Source organism: Methanomassiliicoccales archaeon, assembly GCA_026394375.1.
GTDB lineage: Archaea > Thermoplasmatota > Thermoplasmata > Methanomassiliicoccales > UBA472 > JAJRAL01.
Genome location: JAPKYJ010000021.1, coordinates 42,398 through 66,517, shown reverse-complemented (window position 1 = coordinate 66,517; position 24,120 = coordinate 42,398). Strand labels below are relative to the sequence as shown.

Sequence of the window (24,120 nt, the reverse complement as noted above, 5' to 3'; positions counted from 1 at the left end):
TAACATCGCGCGATGCACCAAGAGACCATCTCCGCGAGCGAGCTCGAACGCTACTGCTACTGTCCGTTGAGCTGGTGGTTGAGCCTTGAGGTCCAAGTGACCTCAGAAGCGCTGAAGAAAGGAGACCAGGAACACGAGACGTTCTCCCGAGACCTCAATCTCATTGTGAAGAGAGAAACGGAGGCCCGCAATTGGGAGATGGTGGTGCTGGTGTTCTCCGTCATCGCCACTATCCTGGGCCTCGTCGGGCTCTCGCTCATGGGGCTGGCAAGCTCGGGGGAGATAAGCGCTGTCCTAAGCATCATTTCCATCGTTTGGATCGGGGCGGCCCTTTTCTTGCTCTACCGTTCCGCCTCGCACAAGGATGAGCGCCGGAGCGCCAAGTATGAGCGAGGCGTTGCGGTCGCGGCCATCATTGCCATGGTGGTGGCCCTGAACTCCGTCACCCTCTTGCACCAGGACTTCACGCTTGCGATCGTACTGGAGGTGGCCGCTCTCGTGTGGCTGATCGGCGCGTCGCTGGCACTGCAGAATTCGTTCAATTCGAGCCGAGAGGCAAGTAAGAAACGTCAAGCCCAGACAATCGAAGGCGACATCAAGTATGTGGGCGTCAATGGTTCTCGACTGCTGCGATCGGCGAAGTATGGACTGAACGGGCGACCGGACTACATCCTGGAGCTGAACGGAGAATTGGTGCCTGTAGAGATCAAGACCGGTCGCCGACCCAAGGGACCGCTGTTCTCCCACATCATCCAGGTGGCCGCCTACTGCCTCCTGGTCAGCGACGTCATGGCCCGGAACGTTTCCCACGGTCTCTTGCGATACGGAGACGAAGAGCATGAGGTGGAGTTCAACGAGGACCTCCGAGACCTCGTCATATCCAAGCTTGATGAGATACGGGAGAGGAAGCGAAGCGGGAACGTGCATCGCAATCACAACCGCCCGGGCAAATGCCGCTCTTGCTCTCGCCGCGAGATGTGCCCGGAGCGTCTCGACTGATCATTCGACGGTGACGCTCTTGGCCAAATTGCGCGGTTTGTCGATGGGACACCCTTTCTTCCTGGCCGCAGCGTAGGCCAGGAGCTGCAAGGTCACCGTCATGGGGAACGGAGAGAACAAGGGAGGAACGTCGGGGAAAAAGATGACCTGATCGACCAGGCTCTGCACGTCCTCATCCCCTTCTTGGGCGAGGGCGATGACCGGCGCATCCCGCGCCTTGACCTCCGCTATATTGGAGAGCATCTTCTCGTAGGTATGGTCCTTGACACAGGCGGCGACCACTGGCGTAGAGGAATCTATGAGGGACAAAGGACCGTGTTTCAGCTCACCGGCGGCAAAACCTTCTGCGTGGACGTAGGATATCTCCTTCAGCTTCAGCGCGCCCTCAAGCATGACCGGGTAGCTGATGTTCCGACCCAGGTAGAACGCGTGCCTGGCCTCTGCCAGCATATTGGACGCTTCCCCCACCCGGTCCGCCTGGTCAAGGACCTGGCGGATGTGATTCGGTACGGCCATGAGCTGCGATCGCATTTCCCTCAGGGCATCTGGCCCGATGGTCTTTCTTGCCGATCCGAGGCGCATGGCTAGCAGGTAGATTGCCACCATTTGCGCCATGAAGGTCTTGGTGGCCGCTACACTAATCTCCGGCCCGGCGTGCGTATAGAAAACGTCGCCGACCTCCCTAGCTATGCTGCTCCCTACGACATTGGTGATGGCCAGCGTTGAGAGGCCCCGCCTCCTGGCCTGCCTTGCGGCTGCGAGCGTGTCGGCCGTCTCTCCGCTCTGGGTGATCAGGACCACGAGCGGGTCCTCTCTAACGTCCGAGGCGTAGCGGAACTCCGAGGCCAGCTCCACGCTGGCCGGTACCTTGGCCACCTTCTCCAGGACGTACTTGCCGATCATGGCTGCGTGGTAGGAAGTGCCGCAGGCCACCAGCCGCACTGAGGATAGGTCCTTTCCATACCAGTCTTCACCCGCTGCGTTGCTGTCGAGATTGCCCGTGAGCGTGTTCTGTACCGCCTCAGGCTCTTCGAATATCTCCTTGAGCATGAAATGCTCGAAGCCGCCTTTCTGCGCATCCTCGGCGCTCCAGGTGATGATGTCCGGTCGCCTTTCCACAACATTTCCATCCGGGTCGCGAATGACGACACCCCTGGGCGAAACCTCGGCCACGTCCCCGTCCAGGAGGTAGATGACCTTGTTGGTGTAGTCCAGTAGTGCTGTGACGTCCGATGCCACGAAGTTCTCGTTCACGCCCAGACCGATCACCAGGGGATTGCCATTCCTGGCGGCGAACAACGTGTCCGTGCCATCGACCAGCATGACCACGGCGTACGAACCTTTCACTTCCCTCAGCGCCGACATGAAGGCGGTGATGAGAGACCCGACATCGTACTCCTCCACCAGGTGGACCAGCACCTCCGTGTCGGTTTCCGAGGTGAACTCATGCCCTCGTTCCATCAGCCTGCGTTTCAAGGCGAGGTGATTCTCGATGATGCCATTGTGGACCAGGGCCAACTTGCCGGTGCAGTCATGGAACGGATGGGCGTTCTCCTTCGAGGGTTTGCCGCAAGTGGCCCATCTGGTGTGGGCTATTCCGACCCCCCCGCGCATGGCGGGCAGAGACCTCTCCATAATGGCGATTTCTCCCTTGTCCTTGTGAATGCGCACGCCCCCGTCGATGACTGCGATCCCGGCCGAGTCGTAACCTCGGTACTCCAATCGCTTGAGCGAGCTGATGAGGACCTCGGTGGCATTACGGGAGCCAGTATATCCCACGATGCCGCACATCAGATCACGATGCTCCTGTTCTCCAGATTGCCTCTCACCCGGCCATGGTTGCCGATCCTGCATTCCGAGCCGACGATCGTACCGGCCTCCACGGTAACGCCCGACCCGAAGGATGTGTTCTGCCCTACCAGCATGCCGATTCGTTTCAATGCGAAGATCTCCCGCTCGACGCTGAGGTTCGCCTCGGACGCGGCGGACATCAGACCAGGGCCTGCCTGCACACCGTCATCGATGACACAGTGGGAGAGATGGGCCTGCGATCCTAGGTTGACATGGTTCATAATGACCGATTCCGTTATGTGCGAGTATGGGCCGACGACCACCGCGTCGCCTATGCTGGTGGCCGCCTGTATCGTCACATTTGGGCCGATGTCGCAGCCCTTACCGATGACCACTGGACCTTCGATGTAGCACCCTGAGCGGATGCGACTGCCAGGACCGACCGAGACCGGGCCTTTGAGCACGACATTGTCCTCCACCGTTCCTTGGACGGAGAGCCCCTCCCATTCCATGGCCGCGCTGTTGACCTTGATTATATCCCAGGGATAGACCACGTCCATCCATTTTCCTGTGGTGTGCACCGCCCGCAGGTGCATGCGTTTGAGATTCGCTCCTAGGGCGTGCGTGATGGCCATAATGCCTTTGGAGGCTGCTTCCTCAAGTATCACGAACGTCTCCGGGGTCAGACGGTACATGCCAGTAGAGACCACCTTCTCAGAGGTCGTAGTGGGCTTTTCCACGATGCTCACCACTCGACCGGCCTCCTGGCCGACCACTCCATACTTCGAAGGCATCTCACTGGCGGCGACCGCCATTGCCGGTCCCTCCTTCGCCTGGAGAAGCTCTGAGACTATGCGGGCGTCAATGATGTTGTCCCCGGCCAGCACCAGGAACTCCTCTTGCACCTTGTCCTTGGCGGCTAGAAGCGCGTGTGCCGTGCCCAGCTGCTTCTCCTGAACCACATACTCGATTTTGGCCCTGAACACCTGGCCGTCGCCGAAGTAGGACATGATTCTCTCGCGTTTGTAACCGACGACGAACACGATCTCACGAATACCATTGTCCACCAGTGCCTGAACAACATAACTCAGGATGGGCCGATTCGCTACTGGTATCATGACCTTTGGACGGGAGTTGGTGAACGGACGCAACCTAGTCCCTTCACCCGCAGCCAGGACCACCGCTTTCAAAACCCTCACCCTTCAGTTCGCCAATCCCGTTTGGCGGTATTAAATGTTGGCCGGAGACAAGGGCAGGCCAAAGCTATCAGCGATGATAACCAACCAAAAGATATTAAAGGCACGGCTCTACGTAATTATCTGGCAGTGGAAAGGAGGTAGGGGTATTGTCCCAATCCAGCGCCGCAGGAATCCCTCAAGAGGTCCATTCGTTCTTCACCAACCCGGGAGGGCATTCTCTGATCTTGAGGGGGATGGCAGGCGCTGGCAAGACCACCTTCGCCCTTCAGATCATTGAGGACCTGGTGGCGGTGGAGAGCAGCTTCTATTTCTCCACCCGGGTCTCTGACGAATCGCTTCTACTTCAATTCCCTTGGCTCAGGGATAAGCTGGCCTCCGAGGTCACTTCCCGGATCGATGGACAGAAGGCAGAGGATGCCCGCCAGGGACTGAGCGCTCTCAAGGGCATCAACACCGCACTCAGGCCCTCGGGCAAGGGCCTGGTCTCAGTGTCGATCGGTAAGGACCTGGGCGAGATAGAGGATATGTACACTGCGGTGGAGAAACGCGCACCCGAGAGGACGCTGGTGGTCGTCGATAGCATCGATGCGCTGGCGGAAAGATACGGACTCGCTTGCATCAAGCTCATCAACACTCTGCAGAAGGACGTGGTGGAAGGGTTCGGCGCCAATATGGTCTATGTCCTGGAGAGCCCAGAACAGATGCTCGATTACCTCGGCGATGGAGTGATCCGCCTGACCTCGGACGAGCACCAAGGAAGGAGGACCAGGGTGATCGAGATCCTCAAACTGAGAGGCTGCGAGATCCGTCAGCCCAAGTACCTCTATACCTTGAAAGGAGGAAGGATACAGAGCTTCGAGTATCGTTGGGAACGAGCCGCTGGATCGAACGGACAATGGAGGCATATACCGGATTCAGAAGAGATGCTGTCCACTGGCATCAAGGACCTGGACCAGCTTCTTGGCGGAGGATTGGGTAGGGGTTCGATCGTGCTCATCGAGATGGGCAGGGGCGTGCCTACACCGGTCGCCAACATCTTCGAGGACGCCCTGGTGGCGAACTTCGTGAGCTTAAGCCGAGGCGTGATTTGGATGCCCCTGCGCAAGGCGAGTGCGGAGGGTGTGCGCTCCCGTCTGGCGGATGCGCTGCCGAAGGATCGGTTCGATAGGCAGGTGCGGGTACCGGAGCTGGCGTCGGCCATGGACATCACCGGCGGTCAGTTCGTTCTGCCAGTAGAGGGGTCCAGCGCGGCGGCGGACCTGAAGTGGCAGAACATATCCTATCACCTACAAGGGGCGGAACAGCCCTATCTCACGCTCATCGGCTTCGATAGCGCGGAATCGGTCTATGGGGCGCAGGTCATGGACCAACTGACCGACCTTCTGGCGGCGGTGAAGCGCAATCGTTCCCTATTCATCGGCATCACCTCGCAATCCAACGCATCCATCGAACGGTTGAAAGACCTGGCCACCACGCACTTGAAGCTGGACCGGGTGGGAGGGACGGTGCTGCTCTACGGCGAAGAGCCGTACACGGAATGCTATGCCATCACCTTCCGGGAAAACGACCAGGGAGGGCAGATCGCCCTGACCCCCATCGTCTGAGGTGAAATGATGCTCCATGCCACCTTGCCCGATCAATGCTCGATGCTCATGATAGGCAGCCCAGGCATCGGACTGTTGGAGTTCAACGTCTATCTGGCGAAGGACTATCTTGAGCGTGGAGAGGCAGTGGTCTTCGTGGCCGTGGACTGCGGCGCGCGCGATGTTCTCGACCTCATGGAATCCTTCGGCCTCGCGACCTCAGAGGTGCTGGGCAAGCGTCTTTTCCTGCTCGACTATCATTCCACTCTGCTCGGCTACACCGACGAACGACCTGGCAAGGGGAGCGGCATCATACCCATCTCCGACCTAGAAGGCATAATGTTCAACATCGCCGCCATCGCCAACGATACCGGCAAGAGGATCCGCATCTTCCTCTACACCCTCTCCACCTTGTTCCTCTACAACCAGCCGAACGTGGTGCTCAAGTTCTTCCAGATATCCAGTTCACGCGTCCGCTCCGAGTTCGGTTCGATCATCGTCTCCCTGCATGACGGCGTCCACGACGAGAGGACGGTGAACCACCTGATGGCCATCGCGGACGGCGTGGTGGAGCTGAAATTCGATGATGAGCTCAACAAGATGATGCGCATCCGGCACATGCGCGGTTATCCAAGCACGCCGCAATGGATACCGTTCGATATCGTCAACGCAGGGAAGTCCAGCAAGACCAAGCTGCTGGAATGGAGATAGGGCTCAACCATCCTCTTCTTCCGAATAGGAACCATACATCGAACTCTTCAGGTTCTCTCTTGATAGGTCCGTGGATTTGACGTAGAGTTCGCAGGAGGATTTCGGACCGACCACCCGCTCCTTCTTGATGCAGTAGATCAAGCCGTCTCCCATCCCGGTCTCTGGTCTAGAATCCCGGTAGAGACAGGAGAAACAGAGCGCCTTTTCCTTCGTGTTCACGCGCAGTCATCGAAGAACCCGTATTTGTGTCTTCTTCATTTCCTGTCCGACACATGCGAGGCCAGAAATTCCACCAGGTCCTGCACCGGGAGGCCGCCCACCCGGCCCAGATTGGTCACGCAGAACGGACAGGGAGCCACGATGATGTCCGCCTTGGCGTCTAGGGCGGAGCGCACCTTGGCCTGGGCCAGGGAAAGCGCGATGTCCGGATGCCCGGCCACCACTCCTCCCCCGCCGCCGCAACATCGTGATGGCTCGTCGATCTCCACCAGCTTCAGCCCGGGAACGCGCTGCAGCAGCTGATACGAGTAGTCGATGGCATGCGGCCCGATCGTCCGGGCCAGATGGCATGGCTGCTGCAATGCAACGCGCAGCCTGGTCTTCGATGAGCGGAACTGCAGCTTGACCGGGCTGACGGATTCCTTGAGGAACTCCAGTGTATGCAACGCGTCGATCTTGTAGCTACGCACGAACTGGGTCAGACACCCAGGGCAGGAGGTGACTAGGGTCTCGTATCCGTCGAATGCCTTCAAGTTCTCCTCCTTGACCTTCTGCAGCCTCCTCTGATCGCCGATCTTCTCCAACGGTGCGCCGCAGCAGGACCACCCCTCGGCGAAGCGGAACTCGTGTCCTGAAAAACTGAGCATGGCGGTGGTGGATGATCTGATCGCAGGAAGGCACTCCTCTGCGATGCAGCCAGGGAAATAGAGGAGCTTTGCGGCGGATGCCTTGACGATCGGTCCCCTCTCTTTGGCAGGAGTCACCGCCCTCCGATACGCGTCGATGTTCTCCAGTATCCGCCTGTGCCCTGAAGGCAATCCTTCCAGGGAGTACAGCTCCCTCCTGGCATCCAAAATGAGGTCGACCAGGGGAATACGCGATGGGCATACGTCCTCGCATCTCCAGCAGGTGGTGCATTTCTCCAAGTCGGACCGGAGGGAAGAGAGTTCCTTGCCGAAGCGCGGGGCATCCACCGCCAGGGTCCGGGGGCCGGGGAAATCCTCGAAGCCGCGAAGCGTGGTCACCGGGCAAGCTCTGGCGCATCTCCCGCATTCTATGCAGCCAGGGCTCGTGGTGAGCACCTAGGCCACCTCCTTTGCCGTGCGTGCCGCCACCCATGCAGTGATCAGGCTACCTCCCAGACCGACGCCCGTAGGATAGGAGAAACCCGCCAGTACAGACCCGGCCCCGAAGGCGTTCTGCATATGGACGCCTTCTTTGGAGATCAGTCGGGTGTCGTTGCCGGCCAGGAGCCCCGTCTCCACGGTCTCCAATGCCTTCAGCTCGATGCCCCTGACACCGACGCGGCTTTTCTTCACCTTACCTACTTTGAAGGCGGAAAGCGGATCGCGGACCTCGAGGCCTTCCAAGGACAATCCTCCGCCGATCACGTCCCCGGAGGCGACGATTAGAGCGTTGAAGCGCATTCTCTGTTCACGTGTGCGGCTCACCACCGTTGCCTCCACGACCCGGTTGCCTTCGAACCTCAATCCAGTGAGCTCTCGGTCTTGGAGCAGGATGCAGCCTTCCGAGGCAGCGTGCTTCTCCAGACCCTCTTGGAGTCGTTGCCCCGGTAGGGACAGGGGGGTGACGAGCTCGAAGACGTTGCGGCCTGTGGCCTTTCGCAGCCAGCGCATGCCTTTCTCGAAATGCGCCAAACGGAAAAGCGGGGGAACGGCCACATTCTCCTCCGACAGATCAGAGATGACCTTGGCCACCTCCTCCTTCGCTGCCTCCGAACGCAGGATCTCCGCCGCCTCGGTGACCGTCAGCTCGGTCCGGCCTTTGAACGTCTTCAGTTTGGCCCAATGTGAGGACGGCGACTTCAGCCGCCGATCCGAAGACACGATGTGCGCTGCCAGGTCGGGGTCCAGATCTGGATGCCCTCGGAAGCCAAGGAAGACCAGACCGCTGCGCTCCAATTCGTCCAGCTCACCTGCGGCCGTGTGCAGGGGAGCCAGGGAGCAGTTGTAGCTCGTTCCCAGGTTGGTGAGCAGACGGTGGTAGGTGAAAACGTCGGCGGACATCTCCAGGCCCTCGTCTACGAGCGCCCTCACCAAGAAGGCGCTCATGTCGAGGATGATCTCTTCCAAGGTGGAACTTGCTCCGTCGAAAAGGTCTGAGAATGGATGAACGGAATGGGCGAGGGTCTCCAGGTCCACCTTCGCACCCCTTTCTCGGAACACGTCCGAGCGAACGAAGGAGATGCAGCCGGTGGACAGCGCGGTGGCGGTGGCGGAGCGGCTGACCACGGCCACGCTCTTGCCCTCGTCGGCAAGCACAGAGGCGGCCATGAGCCCAGCTGCCCCTCCGCCCAGAACCAGGACGTCGATCTCGAGCGGGTCCAGTTCCCTCATCCCTCACCTCCTTGCTTTCTAAGGCCATAGGTCCCTGCAAGCAGGTACATCTTCAGCACCTCCTGGCGGAGCTGGGGGCCTTCCAGTACCGTCTCGATGCCCTTTGCCCTCTCCTCCAAGAATGTGCCAATCACCTCTCTGGCGTCACATTTCTTCCTCTCATGCAGGACCGAGGCGAGCTTCATGACGCAGAGCCCGCCTTGACAGTATCCCATTCCCGCCCTCGTCCTACGCATCAAATCGTCAAGGCCCCTCACGTCCTCGTCCTTCGCAAAGAAATCCAGCTCACCACGAAGCACGTATTCGCAGCTGCAAGCCACCTCCAGGCCGCGCTCGCTGCGGAGGCAATGTTTGGCCACCTCGGTCGCCAAGGGCCCGTACCTACTGGACATACGCAAGCGGCTCCAGCTCGAAAGCCTGGGGAATTGTCTAAGGTCGGGGGACGGCCCCAGCGGCTCTCTCGCGGTGATGCCCCTGGACCGCACTCCAAGCTTCTGGCATACCAGGTCGGCGCATCTCTCCGCCATCAGGCGATAGGTGGTGAGCTTACCCCCTGTTAGGCTCACCATGTTGTCGATCCCCTGATCGCGGTGGTCGATGACCTGGTGGGAGCGGCTTGCCCCCCTTCCCAGCCCTGAATCGGACCGCAGGTGACGCAATCCGGCGAAGGCACGCACCATTCTGGCCTCCTTCACCGCTGGCACGAGCAGGGCGGCCTCATGCAACAACCGTTTCGATTCCTCTTTGGTCGCCGTCGCCTTTCCCGGTCTCATATGCTGCGCGGAGGTGGTGCCCGCGATGGTGGCAGAGTGACTGGGCACGAGGACGTCCCCGTCCGCGGCCGGCCTCAAGTGATTCACCAGCCCGTTCACCAAGCGACCGTCGAACACCAGCATCGAGCCCTTGTCCACCAGCAAAGGCAGCGACAGACCAGCCATGGATGATATGTGTCCCGCGGAGGCTCCAGAAGCGTTCACCACCAATTCCGGCTTGATGCGGATGGTCTCACCCTTTGTCGCATCTCTCGCCAGCACCTCCTCCACTCCCCCTCGGCCCAGCTTGAACGACCTCACCTCGGCGTAGTTCCTGATCTCAGCACCCGCTTGTCGAGCGGAGCGCACGTTCGCCAGCACAAGCGCGAAAGGGTCGATGGAGGCATCTCGGACCGCGATCCCTTCATCTATCTCGGGGGCGAGTCTCGGCTCCCGAGCTCTAAGTTCACTACCAGAAAGGGGCTGATTGGCAATCCCCAGGTCTTTCAGAGCCTTGAGGAAGGATTCCTTGTGACCTTCAGGCGTCAGGGCGGTACGCACGAAGACGCCTCCGCAATCCTGAATGCAGAACCCTGCCACCTTCCTCAGGATCTCGTTCTCGGAAGCACAATCCCTGGCAGATTGTGCGTCGCTTAGAGCGTAGCGGGCTCCGGAGTGAAGCATGCCGTGATTGGCCCCCGAGGAGCCAGAACAGAAATCGCTCCGCTCCAGGAGCATGGTGCGCACGCCGCGCAATGCCAAATCTCTGGCCACGCCCACTCCCGTGGCGCCTCCGCCGATGACTAGGACCTCTATCCTGGGCAATTCCGATTCTCCGTCTCTTTGTGAGTAGCCTGACAATCCCAGATGCTTATGATGCTATCGAAGAACACCGCCGTGGAGGCCGCAAAACGTCCAAGAAAAGGGAACGAGTAGCGGGGGGTCGATTTGAACGACCGATCTCCGGGTTATGAGCCCGACGGGATATCCTGGCTACCCCACCCCGCTGTGTGGAGGACTCCTAACAGACACCTCTTTAATAAGCTTTGCTCTTTTGCGGAGTGGCCTAGAGGAACTTGCGAAAACGCATCAGGTCCTCGATCGAGCCTTTCAGGCGCACCTTCTTCAGCGCCCAGGCCTTCATCATCTTCATCTCCCCGCTGACGATCTTGGTGATCGTCTCTGGGTCAGAAAACAACGTAATATCGGGGGTCTCGGTCATGACCCCGTCGCATACACAGGGTACGCAGCATTCCTTGAGGACAAAGTAGTACTTCTCTTGCCCAAGGTCAAGCTGCACCTTCTTGGTCAAGCCGGCGAGCTCTTTCCTTAGCTTGGGATCCTTGGATACACGTTCGTTGAAGCGCACCACCACGCTCTCGATGACCGGTCTGACGCTCATGTCTCGCACCTTCACTTCAATCCCAATCAGTCAACCGCGAGTTCCTGGCCAAGCTCTCGGCCCTCTTTGTCGTGGCCCAGGACCTGCGGGTCTGTGGCGGAGGAATCCCGTTCTTGTTTATCCACTTTTCCAGGAATGCTCTCGTGGTCGGGTCATGGGCATAGCCCGTGCCGATCGGTTCCCCTACCAATGCCTCCAGCTCTCTCACCTGCGCATCTCGGACCGTCTTGGCGATGATGGAAGCGGCCGAGACGACCGGATACCGAACATCGGCCTTGTGCTCGCAGACGAGCCTGGGCCGGCAAACGAGGCGACCGCTGACCATGGAAGAGAAGCGCCGCTCGTTGGGGTCGCACGCGTCGATGTAGGCGCATTCAGGGCCAAGCTTGTCGATCAGTCTGGCGAACACCTCCGCCTCGAGCTCGTTCAAGAGATGGTCGTTCGTCTTCTCGTCGATGACCTCGACCGGGACCACCTCGATTTCTACCCTTGCCAGTTCCTTGATCCGCGGGGCGAGCTCCTCCCGCCTTCTAGCAGTGAGCTTCTTCGAATCCCTGACCCCCAGCTCCCGAAGTGGGGCGTCGTTCTCGAGCATGACGGCGGCCACCACCAGAGGTCCCAGTACCGGGCCCCGACCTGCTTCGTCCACCCCACACATCATCGGACAGGGAATGGACGCAGAGCGATATGTCATCATCGCCCGGTCACGATCTCGGACCTGGCGGGCACAAGCGAATGATACCACTCGGCGCACAAGGTTGATATGTGTCAAGCAACCTAGTCCAGTGCAAGATGTCCGAAGTCTATTTCACCGACCTGAGAGCTGACAGGAAGTCCAAGAGCGTTCCCAGCAAGATCGCTCGTCTTTTTCGCGCTTCCGGTATGGACCAGGTTTTCGAAAAAGGAGACCTCGTAGCTATCAAGTCCCATTTTGGGGAGGCTGGAAGTTCGTCATTCCTCCGGCCACAGTTCGTGGCCAAGGTGGTGGACCTGGTGGCGGCCAAGGGCGGAAAACCGTTCCTCACCGACTGCAACACCCTCTACTTGGGAGGGAGGACGAACGCGGTCGATCACCTCATGACCGCTGCCAGGCATGGCTTCTTTCCTCCGGTGGTGAACGCTCCACTGGTCATCGCCGATGGCCTTACCGGCCAGGACCAGTTTGAGATACCGGTCGGATTGAAGCACTGCAAGACCGTGAAAGTTGGCATGGCCGCGCATCGGGCGGATGCCATATTGTGCGTGTCGCACGTCAAGGGGCACATGCTCAGTGGGTTCGGGGGAGCGATCAAGAACCTGGGCATGGGATTCGGCTCCAGAGCAGGCAAGCTAGAGATGCACAACGACATTCGACCGGCGATCAAGACGCCCTTATGCAAGGGATGCGGGGAATGCGCCAAGCATTGTCCGGCCGGGGCCATCACCCTGCGTTCGAGGAAGGCGAAGATCGACCAGAAGAAGTGCTTCGGCTGTGGTGAATGCTACGCCGCCTGCTTCAACAAGGCCATCTCGCCGGGGGAGTGGACCTCGAACGATGCCCTGCAAGAAAGGATGGTGGAGTACTGCTACGGCATCACCAAGGACAAGGGCGAAAAGCTGGGTTACATCAGCTTCCTCGTCGATTTCACACCCCATTGCGACTGCTTCTCCTGGAGCGACCTGCCGATTGTGCCGGACATCGGCATCCTGGCCTCGAGGGACATCGTGGCCATAGATCAGGCGGCCATCGACATGGTCAACGCTCAGGTGGGGCTGGAGGGCTCAGCCTTGAAGAAGGGACTAGAGGCCGGCTCGGACAAACTGAGGGCCTTGTACGACGTCGACTGGACGGTGCAGCTCAAGTATGCGGAGGAGCTCGGACTGGGCAGGAGAAGGTACGAACTAATCAAGGTCTGATGCCCGTCTAACTTACCAACAGCACGGTAATCTACCAAGAACATGGTCAATTGGCTAGTGTTTATAATAGCCCTCCCAATCCACCCTGTCGGTGATTTCATCTCTTTAGCGGACGTGCAGGGAAGGCGCCTGCTGAATGGCTTCAAGCTCACGAGGGTCGGCGTCACTGGCGTGAAGAAACAGGTCACGGTCCAAAGAAAAGGCACCCAAGGATGCCTGAACTGTGTCATCGATGTATTCGTCGACCTGCCCCCGACGCAACGCGGATCGCACCTCTCCCGCAACTTGGAGGTCATCTCCGAAGCGGTGGAGTCGAGCGTAGGACAGCCGGTCTCTGGGCTGGAAAGCCTGTGCCAGGACATTTGTCGCGATCTTCTGGAGAAGCACGACTACGCGTCCTACGCCGAGGTCAATGTGCTCGCCGACTACTTCCTGGACCGGGCGGGACCGAGCGGACGCATCTCGCGCGAGGCGTTCAAGCTCACGGCCCAGGCCTACGGAAAAAGAGGGGATGGAATGCGCAAGATGATCGGCGCCCAGGCCATCGGGATGACCGCCTGCCCCTGCGCCATGGAGACCGTCCGCGATCTGGTCAAGGGAAATGTGGTCATCGAAGGCTCGCTCCCGGTCATCTCGCACAACCAGCGCAACATTTCCACCCTCCTGGTGGAGGTACCAGAACAGTACGAAGTGGAGGCGAACGACCTCATCGAGATCCTGGAGCTTTCCTTCTCCTCGCCCACTTTCGAACTCCTCAAGCGTTCGGACGAGGCGCAGGTGGTCATCAACGCCCACAGCAACCCCAAGTTCGTGGAGGATGTGGTGCGTGATATCCTTTCTCGTGTGCTGGACAAATACCCACAGCTGCCGGACGAGGTGCTGGTGACCGCTCGCAGCGAGAGCGAGGAATCGATCCACAAGCACAACGCTTTCGCGGAGCGGGTGACCACCCTGGGGGAGCTGAGGGACAAGAGCTCCTCCGAAGGCGTGTCCTTGGGTGAGAGGAGTGGGTGCTCCTGATCCGGGCCGTGGTCTGCGACATCGATGGCCGCTGCTCTCACATGGGCATTCCCCTGGAACGGGGCATCGTCTTCGAAGGCACCATAAGATGCCCCGCTCACGGAGCGGTCTTCGACCTGGCCAGTGGTAAAGTGCTCCGCAATCTCCAGGCCCGTGACATACGCTCCTATCCTATCATCCAGGAAGGGGATGAGCTCTTCATTGATCTCTGATGGAGGGCGGACCAGGAGATCGTTGATTATCGGTTGGCTCAAGGGTCGCGGTCCCCAAGGGCGGTTCTGGGAGATCGACCTAGCCCGGGGATTGGCGGTGCTCATGATGATCGCCTTCCATCTCCTATACGACCTGGATTTCTTCGGAGTGCTTGACCTACCGCTCTACAGCGGCCTACTCGGTGCTTTCGCCTACTCCATCGGCACCATTTTCCTTCTTCTGGTAGGGATCTCCTTGCACCTGAGCTCCACCGTCGCCAGAAGAACGATGGACGAGCGAGCGCTATTGCGCAAGCTTGCTCTCCGGGGCACGGGCATCTTCCTCATGGGAATGGGCGTCACCTTGGCCACCTACCTGATCCTGGGAAATGGCTACGTGATCTTCGGAGTGCTGCACTGCATCGGCCTCAGCGTCATCCTCTCCTATCCATTCTTGAGAAGGTCCTGGCTCGCGGCAGCCGCCGGGGCGCTGATGGTCGGCGCAGGAGCTGTCCTGGCAGGACAGGTATTCCATTCCCCTTGGTTCATCTGGCTCGGCTTGGAGCCCATTGATTTCGTCTCCGTGGATTATTTCCCCTTGCTCCCCTGGTTGGGCGTGGTTCTCCTGGGCATCGCGATTGGCCGCTGGGCGTATCCTGATGGCACGCGACGCTTTCAACTGCGAGAGGATGTTCGTTCACCACCGCTGCGGGCAATGACCTGGCTGGGTCGGCACGCCTTGATCATCTACTTCCTACACCAGATCCTGCTGGTATGCGCGATCTCTCTGCTGCTATCACTCTAGAAGCAAGAGAGACGTGCAGGGCAGAAACCTTGATACCCTCGCCCGGCGTAGGATTTCAGGCATGGAGACGGTTGGGCTTTGTATGATTTGTGGCAAGCCTGCCCAGAACACCTGTTCCTTGTGCGGGAGGCTGGTCTGCCAGGATCACTACTATCCACAGGCCAAGGTGTGCTCGTATTGCATCCCGGCACAGGAACGTCGGAACGGCGAGCATAGAAAGGGCTCTCCCGAGCTCCTTCATTGACGGAAGTTGACCTCTGGCCGAAGCCGTCAGAGCAGCGCTTTCGCCTTCTCTTCATCAAGGCCGATGGACTTGAGCAGGTACTTGAGGGACTTCTTGGCGATCATGGCCCGGGTGGAATCGTCCAGGAACTGTTCCATGACCTCCGGTGCCCGGCGATGATACTCGACCCCGAACTCGCTGTAGTAGTGATGAGCGTTGTCCGGGTCGACCTCCGCTGCCTTGTTGTAGGCGGCCTCGGCCTCGTTGAACTGCCCGGCGTCGATGCAGAAGGCGCCCAGCGATGAGTAGTAGAAAGGATTCCCTGGGTCCAGCGATATGGCCTTCTTGTAGAGGACGATGACCTCCTCCACGCTGACCTTGGAAAGAAGAGCCCCAGCTTCCGCTTTGCCGTAGTAGGCCTCGGGGTTGTTCGGGTTGGTCTTGATCGCCTTCTCGAACTTGGAGAAAGATTGCTGATACTCCCCGTTGTTCATAAGCTGGTGAGCTTGCTCGATGAGCTTCATAGACTCTTCCATCTTGGCACCAGACCAATGAACGGATTTTTTCCTCATAAACGTATTCATCCGAACCGACCTGTTTGATGCTGACCTGTTCGGGGATCGAATCGCACTAGTTCAAATCTATCTTCTGTTGTCAACTGACGAAGGACGATCGAGAGAAGGGGGTTGGCCATCTGTGCCACGCTCTGACAAGGGTTTAATAGGGAGTCGCAATAATCATCTCAACCTCCTCGGCCATGACCGCATGGCAAGGGAAGAGGATTGAGTCGTATGGACGTCGACACGGTGAGGAACGTCGCCAGGATCGCCCGGCTGAGGCTGTCTCCTGAGGAAGAGAGGCAGTTCGCCCAGGACCTGGAGGAGGTGCTGGCATACATGGCAGTGCTGGATGAGGCACCGAGCGGGGGCGAGCACGACTTCAATCCCGTGCCCGTGCACGATGTGCTGCGCGAGGACGTCGTAGCAAGGGACGTGGACGCCGATGGCCTCCGTGACTCCATGGACATCTATCAGGACCTGGTGAGGGGGCCGCGCCTTTCATGAGCTGCCTGCCTACATTGGACGAACTGCGAGACCTCAACGAACGATACCTAGCGTTCTCAGAGATATCTCCCAGCTTGGAGGAGGCTCAGGGCTATCCGCCGCCCTTTCATTTCTCAGCCAAGGACAATCTGTGCGCGAAAGGCTTCCAGGCCCGGGCGGGTTCGCGCATCCTAGAAGGATACCGCCCTCCCTTCGACGCCACGCCAGTTGCGAAGCTGAGAGCCGCGGGAGGCGTGCTCCTGGGAAAGACGAACATGGACGAGTTCGGGTTCGGCACGTTCTGCACCAACTCCGGCTACGGCATTCCTCGGAACCCTTTCGACCTCGAGCGGGCGTGCGGCGGCTCCAGCGGCGGAGCGGCAGCGGCCGCTTGTATGCTTGACGGGCACATCGCTCTCGGCGTCTCCACCGGCGGTTCCATTTCCTGTCCCGCATCCTTCTGCGGGGTCTTCGGCCTTACTCCCACCTATGGACGGGTCTCGCGTTACGGCCTGATCGACTACGGCAACTCACTGGACAAAGTTGGATTGCTGGTGCGTCGGTCGGAGGACCTCAGGCGCTTCCTTCCCATGATCTCAGGTGCCGATCCCAAGGACCCCACGTCCTGTGCGCAACCTCCTCTTCGACTGGAGCGAAAGAGCATCCGCACGGTGGCGGTGCCGAAGCAGGCCCTGCAGAACCTCAGCCCGGAAGTGGAAGAGGGATTCAAGTACGCCCTTGGGCACCTGGAAGAACAGGGCATCGATATCATGCAGGTGGACATGCCGTCGCTGCGGTTCGCCCTCTCCGCCTATTATGTGCTCGCGACCTCGGAGGCCTCCACCAACCTCGCCCGCTATTGTGGCATGCGTTTCGGCGTGCGGGGCGGTTCCATCTCGCAGCATTACAACGACTTCTTCACCGAGGTCCGCTCAGAGCATTTCGGCCGAGAGGCCAAGCGGAGGATCCTGCTGGGCACCTATGCACGAATGGTCGGATATCGTGATCGCTACTACATGAAAGCGCTTTCCGTAAGGCAGCTGGTCATCTCTGAGTACCAGAACGTCTTCGGACGTTCGGATCTGGTGCTCACCCCCACCATGCCTTTCGTGGCACCTCGTTTCAACGAGATAGAGAAGATGCGACCCCTCGAAGCGTATCAGGCGGACTTCCTCACCGTGCCGCCGAACCTGGCGGGGTTGCCTCATCTTTCGCTGCCCTGTGGGTATGCTGACGCTTTGCCGATGGGCATGCAGTTCGTCGCCCCTCATTGGGAAGAAGGCAGACTCCTCGATATGGCGGAGTCCTGGTCGAAGGGCTTCCAGTTCAGGTTCCCGGAGGTGTGTCGGTGAAGATAGGGCTGGAGATCCATGTGCAACTGCCCACCCGGTCCAAGCTCTTCTGCTCCTGCGCCACCTCCGCCGAGGAACCCAACTCATCCATCTGTCCCACCTGCCTAGGCTTCCCAGGCTCGAGGCCGGCGTTGAACCGGAGGGCGCTCGAGATGGGGGTGCAGATCGCCCAGTACCTCAACTGCCAGATCACTCCGACCATCTGGTTCTCCCGTAAGACCTACTTCTATCCCGACCTGCCCAAGAACTTCCAGATCACTCAGTACGATTCTCCACTGGGCACTGACGGGCACTTCCATTCCAGGGGCAAGCGGATCGGCATCTGGCGTGTGCATCTGGAGGAGGACCCGGGCCGCATCAAGCGGGTGGGCAAGTCCGGAGAGGAGGTCTCGCTCATCGACTACAACCGGAGCGGCATCCCGTTGGTGGAGATCGTGACCGCCCCGGACATGTCCTCACCAGACGAAGCAAGAACGTTCATCACCGAGATTCTGGTGGAGCTGAGGCACATCATCGGAACGACGGCCAGCGACGAGCAGACGGTGCGGGTGGACGCGAACATCTCTGTAGGCGAGGAGAGGGTGGAGGTCAAGAACATCCAAGGGATGCGCCATCTGGAACGAGCCTTGAAGTTCGAAGCCAGTCGCCAGGCGAAGATGCTCGAGGCGGGCGTGAAGGTAGTGCGCGAGACCCGTCGCTACGACGAGGAGCGCAAGGTGACCCTCTCCGCCCGGGAGAAGGAGACGGAGGAGGACTACGGCTACATCGGCGAGCCGGACCTGGGCACCTTCGACCTGCTGAAGGTGGCCTCCGTCCTCACCACCTCCGAGACCCCTTTGAGAATGGCGCAGCGCCTCGCCGGCCACTACGTGGTGGATTTCGACAAGGCCAAGCAGATCGTCATCACCTCCATGGCCATGGCGGAGCTGTTCGAGCGCCTGGCGGAGAAGGTGGACCCGGAACTGGCGATGACCTGGACCCTCGGACCCATCTCATCCCATTGGAGCTCCATCGAGCCACGCTTGACCGAGAAGGTGATCGGGGATGTGGTGCGGGTGGTGTCTCAGGTCGCCGACCGGGAGATTACCGATTCCGAGGGCCGGAGGAGGATATCCGCCATCGCAGCGGGCGAGTGCCCGGAGGACATCTCCTGCGCGGTAGAGGACACGCTCCTGGATTCGCTCATCTCCCAGTATCTGGACGAACGCCCGAACGTGGTCAAGGACTACGCCTCGAACCCCAAGGCCTCCAACGCCGTGATCGGACACGTGATGAAGGCCTCCAAGGGCAAGTACAACTCCCAGGAGATCGTGGAAGCGGTGAGGAAGGAGATAGAGAGACGGCTCTGACCTTCCGCCCTAATCGTCCTCGATCCTTTCCTTCTTCTCCTCTTCCTCGGCCAGGGAGAGCAGCATGAGCTCGGAGAGCTTCGCCTGGTCCACTTTGGCCGGGGCGCCATCGACCAGCGACTGGAAGCGCTTGTTCTTGGGGAAGGCGATGACGTCGCGTATCGATTCGCAGCCTAGCAAGATCGATACCAGTCGGTCCAAGCCCAGGGCGATGCCGCCGTGCGGGGGCGCTCCGTACTCCAGCGCCTCCAGGAAGAAGCCGAACTCCCGTTGCATGCCCTCCTCGCTCATGCCCAGCAGGCGGAACACCTGGCGCTGTACCTCGGCGTCATGGTTGCGGATGGAGCCGCTGCCGATCTCGCTCCCGTCCAGGACAAGGTCATAGGACATGCCTATGACATTGGCCATGTCCCCGGAGGGCGGGATGTCGCCCTGCACCGGTCGAACGAAAGGATGGTGGAAAGATGACAGTCTTCCGGTGACCGGGTCGACCTGGAACATGGGGCAATCCACGATCCAAACGAACTGATGGTCCTTCCCTTCCAGCAGTCCGTTGTCTCGGGCCAGCTTCATGCGCAGCGCTCCGCCGGCCTTCAGGGTCTGCATGCGGGGACCGGCCAGGAACAGCAGCAGGTCCCCCGGCTCCGCGTCCATCTTCTGGGCCAGAGCCTCACGGACCTCTTCCGCGAAATACTTCACGATGTTCGATTCCAGGCCGTCTGGGGTCGCCCTCATCCACGTGAGGCCGCCCATGCCTTGCTGCTTGGCCCAGTCGATGAGACGGTCCACTTCCTTCCGTCCAACGCCGCCCCAGTCCGCGTCCTTCTCGCGAACCAGGGACCGCTTGAGGTTCAGGCAGACCACGACCCCTCCCTTCTTCAAGATGTTGCGGAAGACCTCGTATTTCGCCTGCTTGACGATGTCGGTGACGTCGTTCAACTCCAGCCCGAAGCGCACGTCCGGCGCATCGGTGCCGAAGCGGGCCATGGCGTCATGGTAGCCAAGCCTAGGGAAGGGGGTGATGAGTTCCTTCTCGAACAGCCGGCGCCAAACGTGCACCAGGATGTTCTCTATGACCGCATGGACGTCCTTTTCCTCGACGAAGGAGAGCTCCACGTCCAACTGGGTGAACTCCGGCTGCCTATCAGCGCGAGAATCCTCGTCCCGGAAGCAGCGGGCCACCTGGTAGTAGCGTTCCACCCCTCCGACCATCAGCATCTGTTTGAACAGTTGCGGCGATTGCGGCAGAGCGTAGAAATGCCCGGGCTGGATGCGCGAAGGCACGAGGAAATCCCGGGCACCCTCGGCGGTGCTCCGGGTGAGCATCGGTGTCTCCACCTCGATGAAACCGCTCTTGTCCAAGTACTCACGGGCACCGGAGATGAGCTGGTGGCGGAAGCGCAGATTAGAGATCATCTGCGGCCGCCTCAGGTCCAGGTAACGATATCTGATCCTCAGGTCCTCGTTCGGCAGTTGGGAGTTCTTCTGCTCTGCCACCTCGAACGGGATAGGTCTGGCCTTGTTTAGGAGCTTCGCCTGCTCGATGAGCACTTCCACCGTGCCAGTGGGATTCCTGGGGTCCTCCGTCCCCGGGACCCTCTTCCTCACGACGCCCGTGACCTGGATCACGCACTCGCGACCGAAGGTATTGAGTTCCGCCGAGAGGCTTCGCTTGTCGATCTTCTCGCTCAGCGCCTCGGGGTCGAAGACCAGCTGGGTGGTCCCATGACTATCGGCCAGGTCGAAGAAGAGCACTCCGCCATGATCACGGCGGAAGCGCACCCAACCCGCCAAAGTGACTCGCTTCCCGAGGTCCTCCGGTTTCAGCATCCCACAATCGTGTGTGCGCATCATGTCCACAGGCCTCTGGAACTCATGCTTGCTAAGCCATCGCCCTTAAGGGCAGGACTCTATTAAACACTTCGCTACTTCGTGCCACGCTAGGGATGTGCACGGTCAACATCTGGAAAAAGGCATCATCGCCGCAGATCGTCCTCGAACGGCTCGAACTCCGGATGGAACTGGAACGGATCCTTGATGATGTTCAGCACCACATAGGTGTTGGTCTTCTTGACCCCTTTTATCTGCAGCATGGACTTGACCACGGCGCTGAACTCCTCCCGGCTCTTGCACGCCACCCAGGCTATTGAGTCACATTCCCCTGTGACATCGAAGACCGCCACCACGTTCTTGAGCGCCTTCACCTTTTGCTCCACCTCCATGAGGTCGCCCTCCACGTAGATGTGGACGATGGCCATGAACTCGTAGCCTAGCTTCAGATAGTCCACATGCGCCCGGTAGCAGTGGATGATGCCCAGCTCTTCAAGATTCTTCACCCTCTGGATCAGGGTGGTGGGATGGACCCCCAGCCGCTTGGCGATCTGCCTGTAAGAGCCTTGACTGGACACGCATAGCTCCTGGATGATACGCTGATCCAACTCATCGAGGGAAGATGATGGGCACATGGCACCCCCACCTCGGGGCCGGTTGTGAGATGAGCACCTCGATATATGTCAGTTTCCCAGCAAGGCTTCCGCTTGGATCATCCAACTAAAACCCTTTTCTGTGGAAACGACCTTCAGGCTAGCATGAGCACCCGTCTCCTCTACGAATCCGACCCGTATCTCACGCGCTTCGATGCCACCGTACTAAGGGTGGAAGGTGACTGGATCGTTCTGGACCGCACCGCCTTCTTCCCAGGAGGGGGAGGACAGGACACGGACCGGGGATGGATCGAGGACCTGGATGTGGAAGAGGTCAAGGGTGGCGAAGAGGTCAGGCACAAGGTGCCGGACCATGCCTTCACCATTGGACAGAGAGTAGAGTGCGAGATCGATTGGGAGCGACGTCACGATCTGATGCGCGGCCATACCGGGGAGCATCTGCTCTTCAGTGCCCTGAGCAAGATCAACCCGGAGATCGAGCTGGTGAAGATCGCCATCACGCCCAAGAAGAAGTGCTTCGTGGTCAATGGGGATGTGAACTGGAGTCTTCTTTCCCGAGTTCAGGAGGAGGCAAACGCAGCCATCGCCGCCCAGCTCCCGGTGACCGAGACATGGGTGGCCAAGGACAGCGAGGTGCTCAGAGAGATCCGCATCAAAGTCGACCGCATCCACGGGGAGAAGGTGCGCATCGTTTCCATCGGGGAGATCGACAAAGCCGCTTGCGCCGGTGTGCACCTCCAGAACACGCGGGAGCTGCGCATGCTCTTGGTCACGAGGCTCACGTCCGCAAAGCCATCAGGGGACGTTGAGATAGAGTTCGAGACCGGAAAGCAGGCGATGGAGAGCGCACTTCGCTTCTCCACCTTGGCTTTGCAGGGAGCGGATATCCTGGGGGCGGTTCCCGAGGACCTGATCCACGCCCTCGACAACCTGGCGACGGAGGCAGAGAAGATGCGCATCGCGCTCAAAGGCTATACCAAACAGGTACTGGCCGAGCTCAAGCCCGAGATCCATGGCCAGGTCCGCATCCTCCACGGCGCTTTCCAGGATATCGACAAACGCACGCTGATGGATGCTGCCAACGAGCACGCCAAGCAACCTCTGACCGCGGTGGTCCTGGCCTCGATGGATGAGCGGGTGCTGCTGGTGGTAGCCGCCTCACCTGACCTCCAGGTCGACTGTCGGGAAGTGCTGCACGCCGCTCTGCGTTCCGTGGGTGGAAAGGGCGGCGGAAGCAAGAGCTTCGCCTCAGGAGGCGGGGCGCCTCCAGAGAAGGGGGAGGAAGCCGTGACCAAGGCGTTGGAGGCACTCAAGGCTAGGTTACCGTTGACGTGACCTCAGCACGATCGCATGCATGCGAGCCTGGGAGCGAATGGAAATGTTCTTCTACTCTCTCCAAGATAGGCGTTTTCCATGACTTCGCCGAAAACGTTGAATGAGGCCAAGGAGCACATCCTCAAGGTGGTCAAGGACGAGGAAGTACGCTTCATCGAGATGCAGTTCTCCGACATACTCGGAAACGTGAAGAGCGTGTCCATTCCAATCACCAAGCTGGACCGGGCGATGGACGAGGGCGTTTTCATCGATGGCTCTTCCATCTTGGGATACGCCACCATCGAGGAATCGGACATGCGGGCGAACCCCATCCTCGAATCGTTCCAGATCTACCCGTGGACTTGCGACGGCCCGATGAAGACGGCGCGCTTCATGTGCACCATCTCCGACCACTCGGGCAACCGGTTCAAAGGCGATCCGCGCTGGGTTCTGGAGAAGATGATAGCCAAGGCGAAGGAGAGGGGGTTCACCTTCAACGTCGGCCCAGAGTTCGAGTTCTTCCTTTTCAAGATGGACGATGACGGTTGTCCCGTCCTGCAGCCCGCCGATTCGGGCGGTTATTTCGACCTCATGCCCTTGGACGCGGGCGAGATGGTGCGCAAGGACATCATGCTCAATTTTGACGCCATGCACTTCGACATGGAAGCCTCGCACCACGAGGTGGCGCCAGGACAGCTGGAGGTCGATCTGCGCTATCAGAACGCCCTCACCATGGCGGACCGGATGATGACCCTCAAACTGGGCGTCAAGATTATCGCCGCTCAGTACGGGTTGTACGCCACCTTCATGCCCAAGCCGCTGTTCGGGATCAATGGTTCGGGCATGCATGTGCACCAGAGCATGGCGACCGTGGACGGCCGCAACGCCTTCGACGACCCGAGCGGCAAGTACGGATTGAGCGATATGGCCCTGAAGTACATGGGCGGCCTGCTGGTCCATGCCCGAGACAACTGCGTCATTCTGGCCTCGCACGTCAACTCCTACAAGCGGTTGGTGCCTGGCTACGAGGCGCCGTGCTACATATCTTGGGCCAACATGAACCGGAGCGCCTTGATTCGGGTCCCGGCCGGAAGGGGAGGAAGGGCGAGAGTGGAGCTTCGCAACCCGGACCCCGCCGGCAATCCGTATCTGCAGTTCGCGGTCATGCTCGCCTCCGGTTTGGACGGCATGGAGCGGGACCTCTTTCCGCCGGAGCCTGTGGAGCGCGACATCTACCACATGAGCCGAGAGGAACGCAAGAAGCTCAAGATCGACAGCCTGCCTGAGAGCCTGGGCGATGCCTTGGAGGTCTTCTCCCAGAGCAAGCTGATGAGAGAGACTCTGGGCGACCACATCTTCAACCACTACATGCATATCAAGACTGAGGAGTGGGACCAGTACCGTGCCTGGGTCACCGACTGGGAGCACCAGAAGTACCTTAGGACCTTGTAGACGAGAACGGATCCCCGA

At 59.7% G+C, this 24,120-nt stretch carries 23 protein-coding genes and 1 tRNA gene; 12 read left to right on the top strand and 12 right to left on the bottom strand.

Annotation, left to right across the window (positions count from 1 at the left end; genetic code table 11):
• Positions 1-12 precede the first annotated feature (12 nt).
• On the top strand, positions 13-999 hold the full coding sequence (gene cas4, locus NT137_05260; GenBank protein ID MCX6652744.1) for a CRISPR-associated protein Cas4: 987 nt from the start codon (positions 13-15) through the stop codon (positions 997-999).
• On the opposite strand, the gene glmS is transcribed toward cas4, so the two are convergent.
• Together glmS and NT137_05250 are read right to left on the bottom strand one after the other, a co-directional pair.
• Positions 1,000-2,790, bottom strand: a complete 1,791-nt coding sequence (gene glmS / locus NT137_05255) for a glutamine--fructose-6-phosphate transaminase (isomerizing) (GenBank protein ID MCX6652743.1) — start codon at positions 2,788-2,790, stop codon at positions 1,000-1,002. It abuts the gene before it with no gap.
• Complete coding sequence (locus NT137_05250; protein MCX6652742.1) at positions 2,790-3,989, bottom strand: sugar phosphate nucleotidyltransferase; 1,200 nt, start codon at positions 3,987-3,989, stop codon at positions 2,790-2,792. Before NT137_05250 ends, glmS begins: the two co-directional genes overlap by 1 nt.
• Positions 3,990-4,135: 146 nt before the next feature.
• Between NT137_05250 and NT137_05245 the strand changes: the two genes are divergently transcribed.
• Positions 4,136-5,593, top strand: coding sequence for a hypothetical protein (locus tag NT137_05245; GenBank protein ID MCX6652741.1), 1,458 nt, complete (start codon positions 4,136-4,138; stop codon positions 5,591-5,593).
• Between the two features lie 9 nt (positions 5,594-5,602).
• The gene (locus tag NT137_05240; protein ID MCX6652740.1) at positions 5,603-6,283 is read left to right on the top strand and encodes a hypothetical protein; all 681 of its coding nucleotides are present in this window, start codon (positions 5,603-5,605) and stop codon (positions 6,281-6,283) included.
• A gap of 3 nt (positions 6,284-6,286) precedes the next feature.
• On the opposite strand, the gene NT137_05235 is transcribed toward NT137_05240, so the two are convergent.
• The 7 genes from NT137_05235 to rnhB all read right to left on the bottom strand — a co-directional run bounded on the left by NT137_05235 (position 6,287) and on the right by rnhB (position 11,674).
• The gene (locus tag NT137_05235) at positions 6,287-6,502 is read right to left on the bottom strand and encodes a hypothetical protein (GenBank protein MCX6652739.1); all 216 of its coding nucleotides are present in this window, start codon (positions 6,500-6,502) and stop codon (positions 6,287-6,289) included.
• A gap of 35 nt (positions 6,503-6,537) precedes the next feature.
• The gene (locus tag NT137_05230) at positions 6,538-7,584 is read right to left on the bottom strand and encodes a (Fe-S)-binding protein (GenBank protein ID MCX6652738.1); all 1,047 of its coding nucleotides are present in this window, start codon (positions 7,582-7,584) and stop codon (positions 6,538-6,540) included.
• Entirely contained in the window at positions 7,585-8,859 is a 1,275-nt protein-coding gene (locus NT137_05225; protein ID MCX6652737.1) for an FAD-binding protein, read from the bottom strand.
• The gene (locus tag NT137_05220) at positions 8,856-10,436 is read right to left on the bottom strand and encodes an FAD-dependent oxidoreductase (protein MCX6652736.1); all 1,581 of its coding nucleotides are present in this window, start codon (positions 10,434-10,436) and stop codon (positions 8,856-8,858) included. The genes NT137_05225 and NT137_05220 overlap by 4 nt, the downstream gene beginning before the upstream one ends.
• Positions 10,437-10,544: 108 nt before the next feature.
• Positions 10,545-10,619: transfer RNA gene (locus NT137_05215), tRNA-Met, on the bottom strand.
• A 58-nt stretch (positions 10,620-10,677) separates the two neighbouring features.
• Positions 10,678-11,013 carry an SCP2 sterol-binding domain-containing protein gene (locus NT137_05210; protein ID MCX6652735.1) on the bottom strand — a complete coding sequence of 112 codons (336 nt, stop codon included), beginning with the start codon at positions 11,011-11,013 and terminating at the stop codon, positions 10,678-10,680.
• A 16-nt stretch (positions 11,014-11,029) separates the two neighbouring features.
• Positions 11,030-11,674: a ribonuclease HII gene (gene rnhB / locus NT137_05205; GenBank protein MCX6652734.1), complete on the bottom strand. Its 645-nt coding sequence runs from the start codon at positions 11,672-11,674 to the stop codon at positions 11,030-11,032.
• Between the two features lie 131 nt (positions 11,675-11,805).
• Between rnhB and NT137_05200 the strand changes: the two genes are divergently transcribed.
• The 4 genes from NT137_05200 to NT137_05185 are packed head-to-tail and all read left to right on the top strand — an operon-like array spanning position 11,806 to position 14,925.
• Positions 11,806-12,909, top strand: coding sequence for a DUF362 domain-containing protein (locus NT137_05200; GenBank protein MCX6652733.1), 1,104 nt, complete (start codon positions 11,806-11,808; stop codon positions 12,907-12,909).
• Positions 12,910-12,951: 42 nt separating this feature from the next.
• Entirely contained in the window at positions 12,952-13,929 is a 978-nt protein-coding gene (gene mptA / locus NT137_05195) for a GTP cyclohydrolase MptA (protein ID MCX6652732.1), read from the top strand.
• Positions 13,920-14,141, top strand: coding sequence for a Rieske (2Fe-2S) protein (locus NT137_05190; protein ID MCX6652731.1), 222 nt, complete (start codon positions 13,920-13,922; stop codon positions 14,139-14,141). Before mptA ends, NT137_05190 begins: the two co-directional genes overlap by 10 nt.
• Positions 14,119-14,925, top strand: coding sequence for a heparan-alpha-glucosaminide N-acetyltransferase (locus NT137_05185; protein MCX6652730.1), 807 nt, complete (start codon positions 14,119-14,121; stop codon positions 14,923-14,925). Before NT137_05190 ends, NT137_05185 begins: the two co-directional genes overlap by 23 nt.
• A gap of 270 nt (positions 14,926-15,195) precedes the next feature.
• Here NT137_05185 and NT137_05180 read toward each other — a convergent pair whose 3' ends face one another.
• On the bottom strand, positions 15,196-15,684 hold the full coding sequence (locus tag NT137_05180; GenBank protein ID MCX6652729.1) for a tetratricopeptide repeat protein: 489 nt from the start codon (positions 15,682-15,684) through the stop codon (positions 15,196-15,198).
• A gap of 255 nt (positions 15,685-15,939) precedes the next feature.
• On the opposite strand from NT137_05180, the gene NT137_05175 reads away from it, so the two are divergent.
• From NT137_05175 to gatB, 3 genes are read left to right on the top strand one after another with little or no spacing between them, the layout of a single operon-like run.
• Positions 15,940-16,212: an aspartyl/glutamyl-tRNA amidotransferase subunit C gene (locus NT137_05175; protein MCX6652728.1), complete on the top strand. Its 273-nt coding sequence runs from the start codon at positions 15,940-15,942 to the stop codon at positions 16,210-16,212.
• Positions 16,209-17,543: an amidase family protein gene (locus NT137_05170; protein ID MCX6652727.1), complete on the top strand. Its 1,335-nt coding sequence runs from the start codon at positions 16,209-16,211 to the stop codon at positions 17,541-17,543. Before NT137_05175 ends, NT137_05170 begins: the two co-directional genes overlap by 4 nt.
• On the top strand, positions 17,540-18,892 hold the full coding sequence (gatB, locus tag NT137_05165; protein ID MCX6652726.1) for an Asp-tRNA(Asn)/Glu-tRNA(Gln) amidotransferase subunit GatB: 1,353 nt from the start codon (positions 17,540-17,542) through the stop codon (positions 18,890-18,892). The genes NT137_05170 and gatB overlap by 4 nt, the downstream gene beginning before the upstream one ends.
• Positions 18,893-18,901: 9 nt before the next feature.
• On the opposite strand, the gene aspS is transcribed toward gatB, so the two are convergent.
• Positions 18,902-20,746, bottom strand: coding sequence for an aspartate--tRNA ligase (gene aspS / locus NT137_05160; protein MCX6652725.1), 1,845 nt, complete (start codon positions 20,744-20,746; stop codon positions 18,902-18,904).
• Positions 20,747-20,868: 122 nt separating this feature from the next.
• A complete protein-coding gene (locus tag NT137_05155) occupies positions 20,869-21,357 on the bottom strand; it encodes an Lrp/AsnC family transcriptional regulator (GenBank protein ID MCX6652724.1) in 489 nt (162 codons plus the stop codon).
• 123 nt (positions 21,358-21,480) lie between these two features.
• Between NT137_05155 and NT137_05150 the strand changes: the two genes are divergently transcribed.
• Complete coding sequence (locus NT137_05150) at positions 21,481-22,671, top strand: alanyl-tRNA editing protein (protein MCX6652723.1); 1,191 nt, start codon at positions 21,481-21,483, stop codon at positions 22,669-22,671.
• Between the two features lie 78 nt (positions 22,672-22,749).
• On the top strand, positions 22,750-24,102 hold the full coding sequence (gene glnA / locus NT137_05145) for a type I glutamate--ammonia ligase (protein MCX6652722.1): 1,353 nt from the start codon (positions 22,750-22,752) through the stop codon (positions 24,100-24,102).
• The last annotated feature ends 18 nt before the right edge of the window (positions 24,103-24,120 follow it).

Bases quoted from the DNA above. Each gene is read 5' to 3' on its own strand.
- cas4 (MCX6652744.1), top strand. From the start codon at position 13: ATGCACCAAGAGACCATCTCCGCGAGCGAGCTCGAACGCTACTGCTAC.
- glmS (MCX6652743.1), bottom strand. From the start codon at position 2,790: ATGTGCGGCATCGTGGGATATACTGGCTCCCGTAATGCCACCGAGGTC.
- NT137_05240 (MCX6652740.1), top strand. From the start codon at position 5,603: ATGCTCCATGCCACCTTGCCCGATCAATGCTCGATGCTCATGATAGGC.
- NT137_05225 (MCX6652737.1), bottom strand. From the start codon at position 8,859: ATGAGGGAACTGGACCCGCTCGAGATCGACGTCCTGGTTCTGGGCGGA.
- NT137_05210 (MCX6652735.1), bottom strand. From the start codon at position 11,013: ATGAGCGTCAGACCGGTCATCGAGAGCGTGGTGGTGCGCTTCAACGAA.
- rnhB (MCX6652734.1), bottom strand. From the start codon at position 11,674: ATGATGTGTGGGGTGGACGAAGCAGGTCGGGGCCCGGTACTGGGACCT.
- NT137_05200 (MCX6652733.1), top strand. From the start codon at position 11,806: ATGTCCGAAGTCTATTTCACCGACCTGAGAGCTGACAGGAAGTCCAAG.
- mptA (MCX6652732.1), top strand. From the start codon at position 12,952: ATGGTCAATTGGCTAGTGTTTATAATAGCCCTCCCAATCCACCCTGTC.
- NT137_05185 (MCX6652730.1), top strand. From the start codon at position 14,119: ATGAGCTCTTCATTGATCTCTGATGGAGGGCGGACCAGGAGATCGTTG.
- NT137_05180 (MCX6652729.1), bottom strand. From the start codon at position 15,684: ATGGAAGAGTCTATGAAGCTCATCGAGCAAGCTCACCAGCTTATGAAC.
- NT137_05175 (MCX6652728.1), top strand. From the start codon at position 15,940: ATGGACGTCGACACGGTGAGGAACGTCGCCAGGATCGCCCGGCTGAGG.
- NT137_05170 (MCX6652727.1), top strand. From the start codon at position 16,209: ATGAGCTGCCTGCCTACATTGGACGAACTGCGAGACCTCAACGAACGA.
- aspS (MCX6652725.1), bottom strand. From the start codon at position 20,746: ATGATGCGCACACACGATTGTGGGATGCTGAAACCGGAGGACCTCGGG.
- NT137_05155 (MCX6652724.1), bottom strand. From the start codon at position 21,357: ATGTGCCCATCATCTTCCCTCGATGAGTTGGATCAGCGTATCATCCAG.
- NT137_05150 (MCX6652723.1), top strand. From the start codon at position 21,481: ATGAGCACCCGTCTCCTCTACGAATCCGACCCGTATCTCACGCGCTTC.
- glnA (MCX6652722.1), top strand. From the start codon at position 22,750: ATGACTTCGCCGAAAACGTTGAATGAGGCCAAGGAGCACATCCTCAAG.